Here is a 16,322-nt window from a genome sequence, read left to right as displayed (position 1 = left end):
CGGGCGGGGGCCCGAGCGGCGCTGACGGTCCGTCGGCACGCACGGCCGGGCCGGACCGCTGGGAGGCGGTCCGGCCCGGAGGTGGTGGGGTGGTCAGCTCGGGTACTCGGCACCCTTGCGGGCGTAGTACCACCAGGTGACCACCAGGCAGCTGAGGTAGAAGGCGACGAAGCCCCACATCGCGCTGGTGACGGCGAAGTTGGCGAACATCGCCGGGATGAAGAAGAAGCCGTAGGCGGCGATCGCGGCGGTGAAGCCGGTGACCGCGCCGGACTCCATCTCGGCCTGCTTGAGCGCCTGGTCGTGGGCGGCGGTGCCCTCGGTGAGGCCCTTCAGGGCGCGGGCCCGGAAGATCACCGGGATCTGCCGGAAGGTGGAGCCGTTGCCGATGCCGGAGAACAGGAACGCGGCCAGGAAGCAGGCGAAGAAGCCCCAGAACGAGCCGCCGTCACCGCCGGCCGGGAGGAAGGTGATCACGCCGACGATCGAGACCGCCATGCCGGCGAACGAGAGCAGGGTGACCCGGGCGCCGCCGAGCCGGTCGGCGATCCAGCCGCCGGCCCAGCGGGCCAGCGCGCCGACGGCCGGGCCCATCCAGGCGTAGGTGGCGACCGAGTAGTCCGGGAAGGTGGTCTTGATCAGCAGCGGCAGCGCGGCGGCGAAGCCGATGAAGGAGCCGAAGGTGCCGACGTACAGCCAGGTCATCAGCCAGGTGTGCTTGCGGCGGAAGATGACCTTCTGCCGGCTGAACGGGGTGGAGGCGACCTTGAGGTCGTTCTGCCCGAACCAGCTGATCGCGGCCAGCAGCACGATCACCGGGATCCAGACGAAGGCGGCGTTCTGCAGGTAGACCGGGGTGCCGTCGGCCTTGTGCTGGGCCGAGCCGATGGCCAGCACCGAGGAGGTGATCAGGATCGGGGTGAGCAGCTGGACCACCGAGACGCCCAGGTTCCCCAGGCCGCCGTTGATGCCGGTGGCGTTGCCCTTCTCGCGCTTGGGGAAGAAGAAGCCGATGTTCGCCAGCGAGGAGGAGAAGTTCGCCCCGCCGAAGCCGCAGAGCGCGGCGATGGCGGCCAGCACGACGTACGGGGTGGAGGTGTCCTGGATGGCGATGCCGAGCCAGAGCAGCGGGACCACCAGGACGACGGTGGAGAGTGCGGTGAAGCGCCGCTGGCCGATCTTCGGGCCGAGGAAGGTGTAGAAGATCCGGGCGGTGCCGCCGGTCAGGCCGGGGATGGCGGTGAGCCAGAACAGCTGCGAGGTGGAGAGCCCGAAGCCGACGTCCTTGAGGTTGGTCGCGGTCACCGACCAGACCTGCCAGACCACGAAGCCGACCAGCAGCGCGGGCACCGCGATCCAGAGGTTGCGGTTGGCCACCCGGCGGCCGGTGCTCCGCCAGAAGTCGGCGTCCTCCGGATCCCAGTCCGTGACGGTGCGTCCGGGCCGGTACTGGCCCGGGTCGGGTGCTCCGGCGGACGGCTGTCCGGCGCGTTGGACGGTGGTACTCATGGCGTGACCCCTGGTGGAGAGGATTGGTCCAGACCACTCCAATGTCCGCCTCCGGGGCGGCCTTTACCTGAGTCCTACGTCGCCATCCCCGCGGACCAAGGTCCCGGGCGCACGGCAGCGGGCCGCCCTCCGGGGAGGGCGGCCCGCTTGACGGTGGGTCAGGGGTGCGAGGGTGTGCGGTCCTCGCCGGCGGAGAGGCCGAGCGCCTCCAGCAGCAGGCGGCGGTCCTCGCCGTCCCTGGCGTGTGCGGCGACCACCTCGTGGACCTTGGCCCGCAGGGCGGGAGGCACGATGTGGTCGGTCGGTTCGATGGTGTCGGCGATGGTGGTCAGGTCACGGTTGGCACGGGGCATCGAGCCGCTCCTCGCAGGTCGCGGTGGATCGCCCACGGTACCGCTTGCGGCGTGCGAACGTCGGGGACGCGCGGGGGGCGTGCGAGACCGGCGGCGGTCATGCCCCGGGGACCCAGTGGTGGTGCACCCGGAGCACGGCCGGGCGCTCCGGGGCGGTGGCCCAGCCGAACTCCGCCGCGATCGGCATCATCCTCCCGGCGAACGCGTCCATCTGCTCCTCACTGGCCCAGAGGTCGAAGATCTCCAGCCCCCGGTCGGTCGGGGCGCAGGCGTGCGAGAGGCAGCCTGCGAAGATCTCCGGGGTCTGCTGGAGCCGGGCGTTCAGCGCGTCGTACTGGTCGACGGTGACCCCGGGGAGCACTGCGTGAACGAGGATGGCCATGGCCGGTCACTCCCTCTGCCGGAGCGTGCGCCCGCCGCCCGGACGGGCGGCGGCCCCCTACCGCAAGCACACGACCTCCGCCCGCCGACGGCATCCGAACGGGTGACGGCGTCCGGGCGGGTGGCAGGGGCCGGGCGGTCGGCATGCGGACGGGCGACGCCCCCGGGCCCTGAACGGGCCCGGGGGCGTCGGAGCGGAGGCGGCCCGGCGGGGCCGGGCCTCAGGGGGCGGCCGGACCGACCAGCTCCTTGAGCACGTCCTCCAGGGTCACCAGACCGGTCGCCGAACCGTCGGGTGCGACGGCGGCGGCCAGGTGGGTGCCGGAGCGGCGCATCACGGTGAGCACGTCGTCCAGCGGAGTGGACTCGGCGACCCGGGCGATCGGGTGCAGGGCCCGGGCCGGGAACGGCAGGTCCCGGCTCTCGTCCTGCTCCAGCGCGTCCTTGACGTGCAGGTAGCCGGAGACCGTCCCGTCCGCCCGCAGCAGCGGGAAGCGCGAGAAGCCCGTCCGGGCGGCCAGCTCCTCCAACTGGGCGGGGGTGGTGCCGGGCTGGGCGAAGACCACCTCGGCGGTCGGGGTGACCACCTCGGAGACCGGACGGCTGCCCAGCTCCAGGGCGTCCTGGAGCAGCTCGGTGTCCCGCTCGCTGAGCAGCTCGGCGTCCGAGGAGTCCTGCACCATCCGGGAGAGCTCGCCCTCGGTGAAGACCGAGCCGACCTCGTCCTTCGGCTCCACCTTGAGCATCCGCAGGATGGTGTTGGCGAAGGCGTTGATCGAGAAGACCAGCGGGCGCAGCGCCCTGGTGGTGGCCACCAGCGGCGGCACCAGCAGCATCGCCGCCTTCTCCGGGGAGGCCAGCGCCAGGTTCTTCGGGATCATCTCGCCGAGCAGCATGTGCAGGTAGGTGGCCACCGTCAGCGCGATCGCGAAGGCGATCACGTGGGTGAGCGCGTCCGGCACGCCGACGGCGTGGAAGGCCGGCTCCAGCAGGTGCGCGATGGCCGGCTCGGCCACCGCACCGAGCACCAGCGAGGAGACGGTGATGCCGAGCTGGGCGGTGGCCAGCATCGCCGAGACGTGCTCCAGGCCCCAGATGACGGTCTTGGCCCGGCGGTCGCCGGCCTCGGCCTGCGGCTCGACCTGACTGCGGCGCACCGAGATCAGGGCGAACTCGCCACCGACGAAGAAGGCGTTGCTGACCAGCGTCAGCAGGCCGATGAAGAGCTGGATCGCGATCAACGGTCCTCCTCCGTCCGGGCGGCGGCGGTCTGCTCGTCCTGGTCCTCGTCCCGGTCCTCGGGCGCGGTGATCCGCACACGCTCCGCGACGTGGTGGTCGACGCTCTCGACCTCCAGCTGCCAGCCCTCCAGCTCGACCAGGTCACCCGGTGCCGGGATCCGGCCCAGCCGGTGCGCGATCAGACCGGCCAGCGTCTCGTACGGGCCGTCGGCCGAGGGCAGGCCGAGGGTCTCCAACTGGTCGGTGCGGGTGATGCCGTCGGCGTCCCACTGGCGGCGCCCGTCGGTGAGGGTGCCGACGAAGAACAGGTCGGGGATCTCGGTGGGGTCGTGCTCGTCGCGGACCTCGCCGACCACCTCCTCGACGATGTCCTCCAGCGAGGCGATGCCGGCCGTGCCGCCGTACTCGTCGATCACCACGGCCAGGCTCTCCTCGCCGCGCAGCTGGTCCAGCAGCCGGTCCACGGTGAGGGTCTCGGGCACCAGCAGCGGCGGGGTCATCAGGGTGGTGACCCGACGGCTCGCGCGCTCGGCGGCCGGGACGCCGAGGGCGTGCCGGATGTGCACGGTGCCGACCACCTGGTCCATGCTGCCCCGGTAGACCGGGAAGCGGGACAGGCCGGTGGCCCGGGTCAGGTTGGCCACGTCGGCGGCGGTGGCGTGCTCCTCCAGGGCCTGCACGTCCACCCGAGGGGTCATCACGTTCTCCGCCGTCAACTCGCGCAGGCGCAGCGCCCGGACGAACAGGTCGGCGGTGTCCGGCTCTATCGCGCCCTCGCGGGCGGAGTGCCGGGCCAGCGCGATCAGCTCCTGCGGGGTGCGGGCCGAGGCCAGCTCCTCGGCGGGCTCCAGGCCGAAGCGGCGGACCACCCGGTTCGCGGTGTTGTTCAGGTGCCCGATCAGCGGGGAGAAGGCGGCCGAGAACAGGTACTGCGGACGGGCCACGATCTTGGCCACCGCGAGCGGGCGGGAGATCGCCCAGTTCTTCGGCACCAGCTCGCCGGCCACCATCAGCACCACGGTGGAGAGCAGCACGCCCAGGAAGACGGCCACCGTGTCCACCGCGCCGTGCGGCAGGCCGATCGCGGTGAGCGGCCCGCGCAGCAGCACCGAGACCGAGGGCTCGGCGAGCATGCCGATCACCAGGCTGGTGACGGTGATGCCGAGCTGCGCACCGGAGAGCTGGAAGGTCAGCCGCTTGACGGCGGCCAGCGCACCGGCCGCGCCGCGTTCGCCGGCGGCGGCGGCCCGCTCGACCTCACCGCGCTCGACGGTGGTGAGGGAGAACTCGGCGGCCACGAAGACCGCGCAGGCGAGGGTGAGGGCCAGGGCGAGCAGGAGCAGCAGGACTTCGGTCACCGTGCCACCCCCGCTCCGGACTGGTCGTCCTGCTGTACGGGAACGGCACGGGTGGAACTGGGAGGCTCGTCCATCGCGGGGACCGCGGCTCCTTCTTTCGTCGGTTGGTGGATCGGTTCGGTCTACAGGAGTGTAAACGAATGGCAAAGCAAGATCACTGAGACTGATCTCACGTGCACGGGGTGTGTCGAATGCTATAGTCCACGCCGTCGGCCTTCGCACGCCCCCCGTACTCTGGGCGCGTCCGGAGGCTTTTTTCATGCCTACCGACACCGTGACCCACACCCTGACCGGCACCGCCGGCCCGGCCCGCACCGGCTACCTCACCCTGCTCCGCGACCGCGAGTTCGCCGGCCTGTACGCCTCCGCCACCCTCAACGCCGCCGCCGGCACGCTGGCCGGCTTCGCCCTCGGCTCGCTGGTCGCCGAGCGCACCGGCTCGCCCTTCCTGACCGCCGTCAGCATGTACGGCGCCACCTTCGCCACCGTGCTCGGCGCCCTCACCCTGATGTCGGTGGCCGACGGCCGCCGCCCGCGCCGCACCCTGCTGCTGCTCCAGGGCGCCACCGTGGCGGGCGCCGCCGCCCAGGCGCTGCCCGGGCTGCCGCTGGCCGCCCGGTTCGCGCTGCTGCTGGTGCTCGGCTTCTTCCAGTCGCTCGGCACCGGCACCCGGCTCGGCCTGCTCGCCGAGGTGGTCCCGGCCGGTGGCTATGCGTCGGCTCGGTCGCTGATGAACGTCACCTTCGGCGCCACCGCCGTGCTCGGCTACGCCCTCGGGGCGCTGCTGCTGCGGTACCTGACGCCCCACCAGCTGTTCGGGGCGGCGGCGGGGCTCGGCGGGCTCGGGCTGCTGGTGGTCGCCGCCACCGTCCGCGAGCGCACCGTCCGGATCGCCCGCCGGCCCGGCCCGCGAGCCACCTGGGCGGCCAACGTCGAACTCTTCGCCGACCGGCGGCGCCGGGTGCTGCTGCTCAACCTCTGGGTGCCGAACGGACTGGTCGTCGGCTGCGAGGCGCTCTTCCTCTCCTACGCCCCCGGCCAGGCCGGCACCCTGCTGGCGGCCGGCTCGGCCGGGATGCTGCTCGGCGACCTGACGGTGGGCCGGCTGCTGGACGCCGCGCAACGGCGCCGGTACGCCTTCGCGCTGCGGCTGCTGCTGGCGGTGCCGTACCTGCTGTTCGTCCTGCACCCGCCGGTCGCGGTGCTGGCGGTCGCCGTGCTGCTCGCCGGGGCGGGCTTCGCGGCCACCCTGCCGCTCCAGGAGCGGCTGCTGGAGGCCAGCCCGGCCGCTGCCCTCGGGCAGGTGCAGGGCGTCGAGTCGGCCGGCCGGATGGCCTGGCAGGGCATCGGCGCCGCCGTCGCGGGGGCGGTGGCCCAGTGGCTCGGGGCCGGCCCGGCGATCACGGTGGTGGCGGCGGCCTCGGTGGCGGTGACGGTGCTGTGCCGGCCGGCGGAGCCGGTGCGCTAGGCACGTCGGAGCACGCGGCTACTCCTCGTCGTCGTCGGTCAGGTCGTACTCGTCGACGCCGAGCTCCGCGCCGGTGGCGGCCAGGAAGTCCAGGACACTGCGGTCCAGGTGCCAGCCGTACGGGGCTGGGGCGTCCCCGGTCTCCGGCCGGGCCGGGGCGACGCTGTGGAAGGACCGCACGACCTGGAGGACCGCGCCGCCCTCGCCGTCATCGGCCAGCCGGTCGGCGAGGTCGGCGATGCGGTCGGTGTGGGGCCGGAGCCGGTCGAGGACGCAGGCGATCTGCTCGTCGACGGTCAGGCCCGGCTCCCGACACTCGATCTGCCAGCGGTGCTCGACCGGGACCGGCCTCGGCGCGGCGCACCGACTGCCACGGACGGACGACTCGTCGGGGTCCAGGCCCAGGTCCGCGGTCATCGCCCGGGCGGGGACGGTGCGGCTGAACAGGGCGAAGTAGACGTACTGCTGGAGAGGCATCCTGTGGAGCCCAGCCGCCAAGGCGACTGTGCGGCCCGGAGTTTGACGGGGCGGCAGTTGCGCGGCAGTTTGGCGCCGGGGCGGAGGGCGGGCCGCCGGATCGACGGCATGCTGCTTGCAACATCACCGTGCCCGGCGCCGCCGGGCCCCGTTGCAGGAGGTCGTGCCATGTCCCTCGCCACCCCGTACGCCGACGCCACCGTCGAGTCGACCCTCTCGCTCGCCGAGGCCGACGGCCTGGACCTGATGGCCGCCGAGCTCAAGGCGGGCGTGAACCAGGACAGCTGCCCGAGCTGCCACTCCGGCTTCGACTGGTCCTTCGGCCGCTCGGCCGCGTACACCCTCGGCGGCGCGGTCCAGGCCGGCTGAGCCGGGCTGCGGCGGGCGGCCGGGCGGCGCGGGGATGGAGCGTCTCGGGGTGGGGCTGACCTACGTGCGGGGTCTGGAGCGGCTGGTGGAGGAGTGTGCGGAGAAGCTCGACGTGATCGAGGTCGAACCGCAGACCTTCTGGCGGAAGCGGCCGGACGGCACCGTCGGCACCGACGAGGAGGCGCTGCGCCGCCTGGCCGGCCTGCCGGGGGCCCGGCTGCTGCACAGCATCGGGGACCCGGTCGGCGGCACCGTCCTTCCGGAGGAAGAACACCTGCGGCTGCTCGGCGAGTTGGCCGATCGGATGGCGGTGCCGTGGGTCAGCGAGCACCTGGCCTTCAACCGGGTCGGCGGGCCGGACGGCTTCCGGACGGGGTTCATGCTGCCGCCCCGGCAGAGCCCGGCCGGGGTGGAGCGCGCGGTCCGCTCGGTGCGCGCGATGGCCGACGCGCTGCCGGTGCCGTTCGCGGTGGAGCTGGGCACCAACTACCTGCGGCCGAGGGCGGACGAGCTGGGCGACGGCGCGTTCGCCGCCCAGGTGGCCGAACGGGCCGACTGCGGACTGCTGTTGGACCTGCACAACGTGCTCGCCAACGAGCGCAACGGCCGCTGCACGGTGGACGAGCTGCTCGCCGGGCTGCCGCTGGAGCGGGTCTGGGAGGTCCACCTGGCCGGGGGCTTCGAGTACCGGGGCTACTGGCTGGATGCCCACAGCGCCCTGCCGGACGAGGAGTTGATGCGGCTCGCCGAGCGGGTGCTGCCCCGGCTGCCCGCGCTGCGGGCGGTGCTGTTCGAGGTCACCGCCTCCGCCGCGCCGGGCCTGGCGGCGGGCGCGGTGCGGGAGCTGACGGACCGGCTGCGGGAGATGTGGCTGCCCGGCGGTCCGGCGGCGGTGGCGGCGCCGAGGGTGGTGGTGCGGCAGGTGGTCGGCGGGCCGTCGCCGGAGGAGTGGGAGGCGGCGCTCGGCGGGCTGGCCGTCGGGCGGGAGCCGCGGACCGCGCTGGAGCGGGAGCTGGCGGCGGACCCGGCGATCGGGCTGCTGCGCGAGCTGATCCTGGAGTTCCGCGCCGGGGCGCTGGCCGGGACCCTGACGCACACCGTCCGGCTGCTGCTGCTGACCCTGGGCGAGGCCGGGGTGCGGGAGTTGGTGGCGGGCTACGCCCGGAGCCGGACGCCCGGGCTGTACGCCACCGAGGAGGCCTCGGCCTTCGCCGACCACCTGCGCCGGGTCTGCCCGGCGGTGCCGCTGCTGCCGGACGTGCTGGAGCTGGACCTCGGCCTGATGCTGGTCCGGCTGGACGGCGAGCCCCGGACCGTGACGCTGGGCACCGACCCCGCCGTGCTGCTGGCCGAACTCGGCGCCGGCCGGCTGCCGGTGGCCCCGCCGCAGGGCCGCTACCGGCTGCGGCTGGTGGACGACCGGAAGGACTGACGACGCGTCACGGCCCGGCCCCCGCACGGAGCGGGGGCCGGGCCGTGACGCGGCCGGGATCAGACGCGGTCGGCGGCGATCAGCAGGTACTGGAAGGAGCCGTCCTTGTAGGACTCGATGAACGCCTCCTCGATGCCGGTGACGATCGAGGTGGTGGCGCGCAGTTCCCAGTAGGGGAGGGTGGCCGGGGTCAGGTCGATCACGGCCTGCGGGACGAGGCGGTTGTCGGCCATCGCCCGCATGTACTCGCGGCGGGAGTGGATGTTGCACTCGAAGTGGGCGTTGATCTGGGAGACCCACTTGGAGGGCTGGCCGTAGGTCGGGTTCCAGCAGCCGGTGATGGTGACGTACCGGCCGCCGCGCTTGAGCACCCGGGAGTGCTCGGAGAACAGGTCCTCGAGGTCCACGTACATGCTGGACTCGTTGTTCCAGGAGGCGGCCATCTGCCCGTTCTCGAACGGCAGGTCCAGCATGTTGGCGACCCGGGAGCGGACGGCGTGGTCGATGCCGAGCTCCACGGCGCGCTTGTTGCCGAAGTCGGCCTGGGTGGAGGAGAGGGTGACGCCCTCGACGGTGCAGTTGAAGCGCTGGTGGGCCATCACCATCGAGCCGCCCCGGCCGCAGCCGGCGTCGAGCAGCGAGTCCTCGGCGGTGATCGGGCCGAGGTGGTCGAGCAGCACGTTGGTCTGGGCGGACTCCAGGCGGTGCAGCTCGGCGATCACCTTGGCCTCGCGCTCGGCCGGGTCGTCCGCCTGGATGGCGGAGTGGTCGACGTCGCCGATGCCGTAGTGGTGGTGGTACAGACCGTCCACGTCGCCGAGCAGCAGGTTGACCGGCCGGGCCTCGTTGTTCCAGTACCGGGCGATGTCGCCCTGGTAGGCACTGGCCGGACCGGGGATCGCGGCGGTGGTGGGGGCGGCGGTGGTGGTCATGGGGGATCTCCTCGTGGCGTGTGGCAGGGGGTGTGCTGGTACGTGGTGTGCCGTCAGATGGCGCGCCGGACCGGCCCGGAGGCCGGCGGCGGTCACCAGAAGTCGGGCAGGGTGTAGCGGTAGGTGTTGGTCTGGTGCCAGTTGTGGTTGCCGTCCATCCAGACCGCGACGCCGCGCAGGAAGCGCAGCAGGGCCGGGTGCGGGACCTCGACGGCGAGCGCGGCGGATTCGGCCTCGAAGGCGTGCATCAGCTCGTTGTGGATCTCGACGGCCTTGAGGTAGGCCTCGCGCTGCTCCAGGTCCTCCTGGTGGGCGATCACCACGGGCAGGTTCATGTGCAGGCCCGGGCTCTGCAACTCCTTGGTGTAGGAGTACAGGTCGTTGACGATGGTGGTGGCGTTCCCGGCCAGGGCGATCACCCGCTGGAGGGCGGGGAGCGCGTGCAGGTCGGCCGGGAGCTCGTAGCCGCCGATCGTGTCGGTGATGGTCGGGCAGGGGCGGAAGTTGTTGAACTGACGCATCGCCAGGTACTCCCACACCTGGGGCACGTGGTCGGTCTGGTCCCAGGCCGCCTCGGCCAGGTAGCCCATGTGCAGCCGGGCCATGTCGTGCCGGTAGCGGTCCGCCTGGGAGGCGCTGGCCAGCTGGCGGAAGTACTCCATCGCGGAGAAGTACGCCCGGCGCGGCGGGTCGGCCTGGAGCGACTCCTGCCAGGCCGGGGTGTACTCGGCGGTGGTGTGCAGCGGGTCGAGGGCGGTGTGCGCCATCAGCAGCCGGCCGCCGAGGCCGACCGGCGAGCCGCCGTGGTCCTCGCAGTAGGTGTCGTCCAGGACGTTCTCGGCGGCCATCAGGCGGGTCGCGGCCATCAGGTGCTCGACGCTCGGCGCGTCCGGGTGGCAGCCGACCATGTAGCGGCCGAGCGAGAACCCGTCGAACTGGTCCTCCCACTCCGGCGGGTAGAGCTCGACCTCGTGGACGGCCCAGTCCTTGATCCGCCGGCTGACCTCCGCCACCCGGACCGGGTCGGGCTCGGCGATGGGGTGGAAGTAGAGCCCGGGCACTGGATCACCCGGGGCCGGCTTGCCGCTGCGGGCCGGAGCCGGAGCCGGCTCCGTGGCCGGGGGCGGCGTCAGGCTCGGGACGGCCAGGCCGGGCAGGGTGGGGAGCGAGGGCGGGGAGAACGCGGCCGAGGGCTCGGCGGGCGCGACCCCGGTGACCGGGAAGGACAGCTCCGGCGGGCCGGGGATGCGGGGTGCGGTCGGCGCCGAGGCGGCAGCCGCCTCGGCCTCGGGCGCACCTGGGGTCTGCAGGGCTCCCGGCACCCTCGGCACCCCCGGCACCCCCGGGGCTCCCAGCGCTCCCGAGGGGGCCGGGACTACCGGGGCTTCCAGGGCTTCGAGGGCGTCCGGAACGTCCAGGGAGTCCGGAAGTGCCGGGCTCTCGGCTGCCTCCGGGCCCCCGGCGGGCAGCGTCGGGTAGAGGCTGCCGGTGCCCAGGCCGCTGGGGCCGCGCAACAGGGAGGCCAGCTCCCGGAGTTCGGTGCCGGTCACGCGGTGGCCCCGATCTGGCAGTTCTCCAGCAGCCCGAGCGCGTCCGGCACCAGGACGGCCGCCGAGTGGTAGCCGCTGACCAGGTAGCGCGAGACGGATTGCTGGTTGATGCCCATGAAGCGGACGTTCAGGCCCGGCTCGACCTCCTCCGGGAGGTCCTTGGGCCGCAGGCCGACGACGCCCTGCTGCTTCTCGCCGAAGCGCATCGCCATCACGGTGGAGGTCTGGGTGTCGGAGACCGGGATCTTCGAGCACGGGAAGATCGGCACGCCCCGCCAGCCGGGCACCGGCTTGCCGTTCAGCTCGACCGGGTCCGGGTAGAGCCCGCGCTTGTTGCACTCGGAGAAGAAGGCCGCGATCACCTTCGGGTGCGCGAAGAAGGCGTGCGTGGAGCGCCGCATGGCGAGCAGCTGGTCCAGGTCGTCGGGGGTCGGCGGGCCGCTGCGGGTGGAGATCCGCTGGTCGTAGGCGGCGTTGTGGAGCAGCCCGAACTCGCGGTTGTTGACGATCTCGTGCTCCTGCCGCTCGCGCAGCTCCTCCACCGTCAGGCGCAGCTGCTGCTGCAGCTGGTCCATCGGGTCGTTGTAGAGGTCGGAGACCCGGGTGTGCACCTGGAGGATGGTCTGCGCGACGGACAACTCGTACTCGCGGGGCGCCAGTTCGTAGTCCACGAAGCTGGTGGGAAGCTCCGGCTCGCCCCGATGGCCGGCGCTGATCGCGATCTCGGCCTCGCCCTTGCGGTTGACGGCCCGGCCGGCCCGGGCCCGGAACTCCTCGGTGTGCGCGCGCAACGAGGGCGTGCGGTCCACGAGTTCGCGGTAGCGCGCCCAGGGCAGGGCGAGCACGGTGGCGTCGGTGGCGGCCCGCAGGGTGGCCGACCACTCGGGAGCCGGGCTCAGGTGTGCCTCGTCGCCGAGGTGCGCGCCGTCGGTGACCACGCCGACCACCTGCGGCTCGCCGTACCGGCCGGCGACGATCCGCTCCAGCCGGCCGTGGGCGATCAGGAAGACCTCCTCCACCGGCTGCCCCTGGTCGGCCAGCAGCTCGCCGGCCCGCACCTCACGGAGCCGGAAGCCGGCCGCCAGCTCGGCCAGCACCTCCTGGTCGGGGTAGCCGCGCAGGGCGGGCAGCGCGTCCAGGGAGGCCGGTACGGGCCGGACCTCGTCCGCGCCCTGCTGGACGAAGAGCACCCGGCCGGTGCCGGTCCGCAGCAGCAGACGGCGGTTCACCCGGTAGGTGCCGGCCTCCACCTCGACCCAGGGGAGGGCACGCAGCAGGTTCCGGCCGGTGATGCCCTGCATCTGCGGTTCGGATTTGGTGGTGGTGGCCAGCAGCCTGGCCGCCTGAGTGGACAGGCTCAGCTGCGGCGCGGGTGGTGCTCCCAGGCCAGACATGACTACTCCTCGGGGAAGGGGCGCCCACAGGGCTGCCGGGGCGCGGTGTGCACCGCGAAAGGCACTGGCGGACAGCACGGACCGGTCGGCCCCGCGCGGTGCACCGGGGACGTCGGGCGGGCCGTGCTGGATCGAGTCGTTCGTTCAGGTGCTCGGAGGTGCCGGTATTCGCCGTCCGTCCGGTCTCACTGCTGCTGTCTCTCCCCTGACCGGTCCGCCGGTCCGCCGGCTTCCGAGATCATGATTGCCGAGTCCGGGTGGGAGGCGGGGCGAAGGATCGGAAGAGACCGAATGTGATCGTTCCATTTCGTACTGATGTGCTGCCCGGGTGTGCATGATCGGTTCGGCTGACGGTTGCTCAACTGGTGTGCCGGGTGTGGCTCTTGGGGCTTGTGGTGCAGTGGGCGGTTCTCGGCCCGGGTTCTCTGTGGCATCCGCCAATACGTCCGACGGGCGGCCGGGGAGAGACTTTCCGGCACGGCGGCGCACGGGGCGCGGTCAGGAGGGGGTACGTCCGTGAGCGGGCAGCAGTACGACCGGATCGGTGAGGCGTTCGAGGGTTTCAAGGCCCTGCCGCTGATGCGGTTCGGGGAGGTGCCGAGCTTCCTGGAGCTGGTCGGCGAGGTCGGCGGCAGGTCGGTGCTGGACCTGGCCTGCGGCACCGGCTTCTACAGCCGGGAGTTCAGGCGGCGGGGCGCGGCCGAGGTGGTCGGGGTGGACATCTCGGAGGGGATGGTCGCGGCGGCCCGGGCGATCGAGGAGGCGGCGCCGCTGGGGATCCGTTACGAGGTCGGTGACGTGCTGGAACTCGCCGAGCCGGAGCGGAAGTTCGACGTGGTGCTCGGCGTGCAGTGCCTCAACTACGCGGAATCCCTGGCGGAGATGGAGCAGATGTGCCGCAACGTCCACCGGAGCCTGGTGCCGGGGGGTGAGTTCTTCGTGCTGGCGCAGAATCCGGACTACGGCTTCGACTGCGCCGCCTTGGAGGACTACGGCTTCCGCTGCGAGCCGGCCGGGGAGATCGAGACCGGCGTCCGGGTGCGGGTGACGGCGCTGCTGGAGCCGGAGCCGATCACTATCGTCTCCTCCGCCCCGGACCGCGAGGCCTACCGGAGCAGCCTGGAGGCGGCCGGCTTCAAGGAGGCCGAGTGGGTGCCGCTGCGGATCAGCGAGGCCGGACTCCGGGAGTACGGCGAGGAGTTCTGGGCCGAGGCGCTGGCCCACCCGCCGCTGGCGATGCTCCGCGTCCGGGCCTGATCGTGCGGCGTCCGCCCCCGGACGGCCGGCCGGGGCTGGGTGGGGCCGACCGGGGGCGGCTGTGGGTGGCCGGGGGTGGCCGGGGGCGGACGCCGGCCCGCGTGGCGGGTGGGTGACCTGACGGTAAATCACGGGCCTGCCGATGGTAAGGAAGCTTTCCTTATCACCATTTCCGCAGGTCCCAACCCATGGCGCAGTAACGGGAGTTGACGTCATTCTGCCTATTGGTCTGAACCTATTGACGTACTGGTCCAGACCTTTCTAATCTCCCCCGTGACAACTGTGGTGAGCGACGGCTCCGCGAGTCGACTCACAGGCGGCGCAGTTCCGTCCCCCCATCCGGCAGCCGCCCCATCGGCTGCCGTGGAACTACGGAGGAGCACCCCTTGACCACGGCACCCCCACGCCCCATCAGAACGTCCAGGCTCCGTCATCGGGCGGCAGCCGCACTCGCGGCCTTCGCCCTGCCCGTCACCGCGCTGGTGGCGCTCGCCCCGGCCGCCCAGGCCGCCGACTCGGCGACCGCCACCTACACCAAGGTCTCCGACTGGGGCTCCGGCTTCGAGGGCAAGTGGACGGTGAAGAACACCGGCACCACCGCCCTCAGCAGCTGGACCGTGGAGTGGGACTACCCGGCCGGCACCGCCGTGACCTCCGCGTGGGACGCCGACGTGACCAGCTCGGGCACCCACTGGACCGGCAAGAACAAGGGCTGGAACGGCACGCTCGCCCCGGGCGCCAGCGTGACCTTCGGCTTCAACGGCACCGGCTCCGGCGCCCCGAGCGGCTGCAAGCTCAACGGCGGCAGCTGTGACGGCACCACCAACCCGACGGACCTCCCGCCGTCCGCGCCGGGCACCCCGGTCGCGAGCAACGTCACCGAGACCTCGTTGACGCTCACCTGGGCGGCGGCGACGGACGACAAGGGCGTGAAGAACTACGACGTGCTGCGCGGTGGCGTGAAGGTCGCCACCGTCACCGGCACCTCGTACACCGACACGGGCCTGACCAAGGGCACCGCCTACGCCTACACGGTGATCGCCCGCGACACCGCCGACCAGACCGGCCCGGCCTCCGGCGCCGTCTCGGTCACCACCACCGGCGGCACCAACCCGACCGACCTCCCGCCGTCGGCGCCGGGCACCCCGGTCACCGGCGCGGTCAACGACACCTCGGTGGCGCTGAGTTGGGCCGCTGCGACGGACGACAAGGGCGTGAAGAACTACGACGTGCTGCGCGGTGGCGTGAAGGTCGCCACCGTCACCGGCACCTCGTACACCGACACCGGCCTGACCAAGGGCACCACGTACACCTACACGGTGATCGCCCGCGACACCGCCGACCAGACCGGCCCGGCCTCCGGTTCGGTGACGGCCACCACCACGGGCGGCGACCCGGGCGGCAGCAAGGTCAAGCTCGGCTACTTCACCAACTGGGGCGTCTACGGCCGCAACTACCACGTGAAGAACCTGGTGACCTCCGGCACCGCCGCGAAGATCACCCACATCAACTACGCCTTCGGCAACGTGCAGAACGGCCAGTGCACCATCGGTGACGGCTACGCCGACTACGACAAGGCGTACACCGCCGACCAGAGCGTGGACGGCGTCGCGGACAACTGGGACCAGCCGCTGCGCGGCAGCTTCAACCAGCTCCGCAAGCTGAAGAAGCAGTACCCGAACATCAAGATCCTGTGGTCCTTCGGTGGTTGGACCTGGTCCGGCGGCTTCGGCCAGGCCGCGGCCAACCCGACCGCGTTCGCCAACTCCTGCTACAACCTGGTCGAGGACCCGCGCTGGGCGGACATCTTCGACGGCATCGACATCGACTGGGAGTACCCGAACGCCTGTGGTCTGTCCTGCGACACCAGCGGGGCCGCGGCGTTCAAGAACCTCGCCCAGGCGCTGCGGACCAAGTTCGGCACCGGCAACCTGGTGACGGCCGCGATCTCCGCCGACGGCTCCAACGGCGGCAAGCTCGACCTGGCGGACTACGCCGGGGCGGCCCAGTACTTCGACTTCTACAACGTCATGACGTACGACTTCTTCGGTGCGTGGGACGCCAAGGGCCCGACCGCCCCGCACTCCCCGCTCACCTCCTACACCGGCATCCCGATCGCCGGCTTCAACTCCGAGGCGGCGATCACCAAGCTCAAGGGCAAGGGCATCCCCGGCTCCAAGCTCAACCTCGGCGTCGGCTTCTACGGCCGCGGCTGGACCGGTGTCACCCAGGACGCGCCCGGCGGCACCGCCACCGGCCCGGCCCCGGGCACCTACGAGCAGGGCATCGAGGACTACAAGGTCCTGAAGAACAGCTGCCCGTCCACCGGCACGGTGGCCGGCACCGCCTACGCCAAGTGCGGCAGCAACTGGTGGAGCTACGACACCCCGGCCACCATCACCTCCAAGATGGCCTGGGCCAAGGCGCAGGGCCTGCGGGGCGCGTTCTACTGGGAGTTCAGCGGCGACACCGCCAACGGTGAGCTGGCGAACGCGGTCAGCGCCGGCCTCCAGTAGCACCGGCAGTACCACTCGCACTGCCCGCGCCACCCGCACTGCCTGCACCACCGGCTGAAGCCGGGGAGAGGGGTCCGCCCCCCGC

The 16,322-nt window shown here is 72.5% G+C and carries 14 protein-coding genes; 5 read left to right on the top strand and 9 right to left on the bottom strand.

All coding sequences use genetic code 11. From position 1 onward, the window contains the following. Window positions 1-93 precede the first annotated feature (93 nt). The 5 genes from ACIRBX_RS01645 to ACIRBX_RS01625 all read right to left on the bottom strand — a co-directional run bounded on the left by ACIRBX_RS01645 (window position 94) and on the right by ACIRBX_RS01625 (window position 4,842). Window positions 94-1,509 (bottom strand): NarK family nitrate/nitrite MFS transporter, encoded by a 1,416-nt coding sequence (locus tag ACIRBX_RS01645; RefSeq protein WP_402293090.1) that lies wholly within the window; start codon window positions 1,507-1,509, stop codon window positions 94-96. A gap of 158 nt (window positions 1,510-1,667) precedes the next feature. Further along, a complete protein-coding gene (locus ACIRBX_RS01640) occupies window positions 1,668-1,862 on the bottom strand; it encodes a hypothetical protein (protein ID WP_402293089.1) in 195 nt (64 codons plus the stop codon). A gap of 97 nt (window positions 1,863-1,959) precedes the next feature. Further along, window positions 1,960-2,244 carry a hypothetical protein gene (locus ACIRBX_RS01635; protein ID WP_402293088.1) on the bottom strand — a complete coding sequence of 95 codons (285 nt, stop codon included), beginning with the start codon at window positions 2,242-2,244 and terminating at the stop codon, window positions 1,960-1,962. A gap of 220 nt (window positions 2,245-2,464) precedes the next feature. Beyond that, complete coding sequence (locus tag ACIRBX_RS01630) at window positions 2,465-3,484, bottom strand: hemolysin family protein (RefSeq protein WP_402293087.1); 1,020 nt, start codon at window positions 3,482-3,484, stop codon at window positions 2,465-2,467. Next, window positions 3,481-4,842: a hemolysin family protein gene (locus ACIRBX_RS01625; protein WP_402293086.1), complete on the bottom strand. Its 1,362-nt coding sequence runs from the start codon at window positions 4,840-4,842 to the stop codon at window positions 3,481-3,483. Before ACIRBX_RS01625 ends, ACIRBX_RS01630 begins: the two co-directional genes overlap by 4 nt. Before the next feature lie 259 nt (window positions 4,843-5,101). Between ACIRBX_RS01625 and ACIRBX_RS01620 the strand changes: the two genes are divergently transcribed. Beyond that, window positions 5,102-6,310, top strand: a complete 1,209-nt coding sequence (locus ACIRBX_RS01620) for an MFS transporter (protein ID WP_402293085.1) — start codon at window positions 5,102-5,104, stop codon at window positions 6,308-6,310. A gap of 18 nt (window positions 6,311-6,328) precedes the next feature. On the opposite strand, the gene ACIRBX_RS01615 is transcribed toward ACIRBX_RS01620, so the two are convergent. Beyond that, a complete protein-coding gene (locus ACIRBX_RS01615) occupies window positions 6,329-6,787 on the bottom strand; it encodes a DUF4279 domain-containing protein (protein ID WP_402293084.1) in 459 nt (152 codons plus the stop codon). Window positions 6,788-6,955: 168 nt separating this feature from the next. Here ACIRBX_RS01615 and ACIRBX_RS01610 point away from each other — a divergent pair, with 168 nt between their 5' ends. Further along, the gene (locus ACIRBX_RS01610; RefSeq protein WP_402293082.1) at window positions 6,956-7,156 is read left to right on the top strand and encodes a hypothetical protein; all 201 of its coding nucleotides are present in this window, start codon (window positions 6,956-6,958) and stop codon (window positions 7,154-7,156) included. A gap of 49 nt (window positions 7,157-7,205) precedes the next feature. Then, window positions 7,206-8,588, top strand: coding sequence for a DUF692 family multinuclear iron-containing protein (locus tag ACIRBX_RS01605; protein ID WP_402293081.1), 1,383 nt, complete (start codon window positions 7,206-7,208; stop codon window positions 8,586-8,588). A 59-nt stretch (window positions 8,589-8,647) separates the two neighbouring features. Here ACIRBX_RS01605 and ACIRBX_RS01600 read toward each other — a convergent pair whose 3' ends face one another. The 3 genes from ACIRBX_RS01600 to ACIRBX_RS01590 all read right to left on the bottom strand — a co-directional run bounded on the left by ACIRBX_RS01600 (window position 8,648) and on the right by ACIRBX_RS01590 (window position 12,464). Continuing rightward, a complete protein-coding gene (locus ACIRBX_RS01600; protein WP_402293080.1) occupies window positions 8,648-9,520 on the bottom strand; it encodes a geranyl diphosphate 2-C-methyltransferase in 873 nt (290 codons plus the stop codon). A 92-nt stretch (window positions 9,521-9,612) separates the two neighbouring features. Next, window positions 9,613-10,938 carry a family 2 encapsulin nanocompartment cargo protein terpene cyclase gene (locus ACIRBX_RS01595; RefSeq protein ID WP_402293878.1) on the bottom strand — a complete coding sequence of 442 codons (1,326 nt, stop codon included), beginning with the start codon at window positions 10,936-10,938 and terminating at the stop codon, window positions 9,613-9,615. A gap of 128 nt (window positions 10,939-11,066) precedes the next feature. Continuing rightward, window positions 11,067-12,464, bottom strand: coding sequence for a family 2B encapsulin nanocompartment shell protein (locus ACIRBX_RS01590; protein ID WP_402293079.1), 1,398 nt, complete (start codon window positions 12,462-12,464; stop codon window positions 11,067-11,069). Window positions 12,465-12,980: 516 nt separating this feature from the next. On the opposite strand from ACIRBX_RS01590, the gene ACIRBX_RS01585 reads away from it, so the two are divergent. Both ACIRBX_RS01585 and ACIRBX_RS01580 read left to right on the top strand, forming a co-directional pair. Then, on the top strand, window positions 12,981-13,721 hold the full coding sequence (locus ACIRBX_RS01585) for a class I SAM-dependent methyltransferase (RefSeq protein ID WP_402293078.1): 741 nt from the start codon (window positions 12,981-12,983) through the stop codon (window positions 13,719-13,721). Between the two features lie 386 nt (window positions 13,722-14,107). Next, window positions 14,108-16,237: a glycosyl hydrolase family 18 protein gene (locus ACIRBX_RS01580; RefSeq protein WP_402293077.1), complete on the top strand. Its 2,130-nt coding sequence runs from the start codon at window positions 14,108-14,110 to the stop codon at window positions 16,235-16,237. Window positions 16,238-16,322 lie beyond the last annotated feature (85 nt).

Origin of the sequence: Kitasatospora sp. NPDC096147 (assembly GCF_044763225.1) — a bacterium.
Taxonomy (GTDB): Bacteria; Actinomycetota; Actinomycetes; order Streptomycetales; family Streptomycetaceae; genus Kitasatospora.
Note: the sequence above shows the minus strand (reverse complement) of the source record. Positions and strands in the feature narration are given on the sequence as shown.

What these genes read in the sequence shown, in the direction of transcription:
- ACIRBX_RS01645 (WP_402293090.1), bottom strand. Translation starts at nt 1,509, where the DNA reads ATGAGTACCACCGTCCAACGCGCCGGACAGCCGTCCGCCGGAGCACCC.
- ACIRBX_RS01640 (WP_402293089.1), bottom strand. Translation starts at nt 1,862, where the DNA reads ATGCCCCGTGCCAACCGTGACCTGACCACCATCGCCGACACCATCGAA.
- ACIRBX_RS01635 (WP_402293088.1), bottom strand. Translation starts at nt 2,244, where the DNA reads ATGGCCATCCTCGTTCACGCAGTGCTCCCCGGGGTCACCGTCGACCAG.
- ACIRBX_RS01620 (WP_402293085.1), top strand. Translation starts at nt 5,102, where the DNA reads ATGCCTACCGACACCGTGACCCACACCCTGACCGGCACCGCCGGCCCG.
- ACIRBX_RS01615 (WP_402293084.1), bottom strand. Translation starts at nt 6,787, where the DNA reads ATGCCTCTCCAGCAGTACGTCTACTTCGCCCTGTTCAGCCGCACCGTC.
- ACIRBX_RS01610 (WP_402293082.1), top strand. Translation starts at nt 6,956, where the DNA reads ATGTCCCTCGCCACCCCGTACGCCGACGCCACCGTCGAGTCGACCCTC.
- ACIRBX_RS01600 (WP_402293080.1), bottom strand. Translation starts at nt 9,520, where the DNA reads ATGACCACCACCGCCGCCCCCACCACCGCCGCGATCCCCGGTCCGGCC.
- ACIRBX_RS01590 (WP_402293079.1), bottom strand. Translation starts at nt 12,464, where the DNA reads ATGTCTGGCCTGGGAGCACCACCCGCGCCGCAGCTGAGCCTGTCCACT.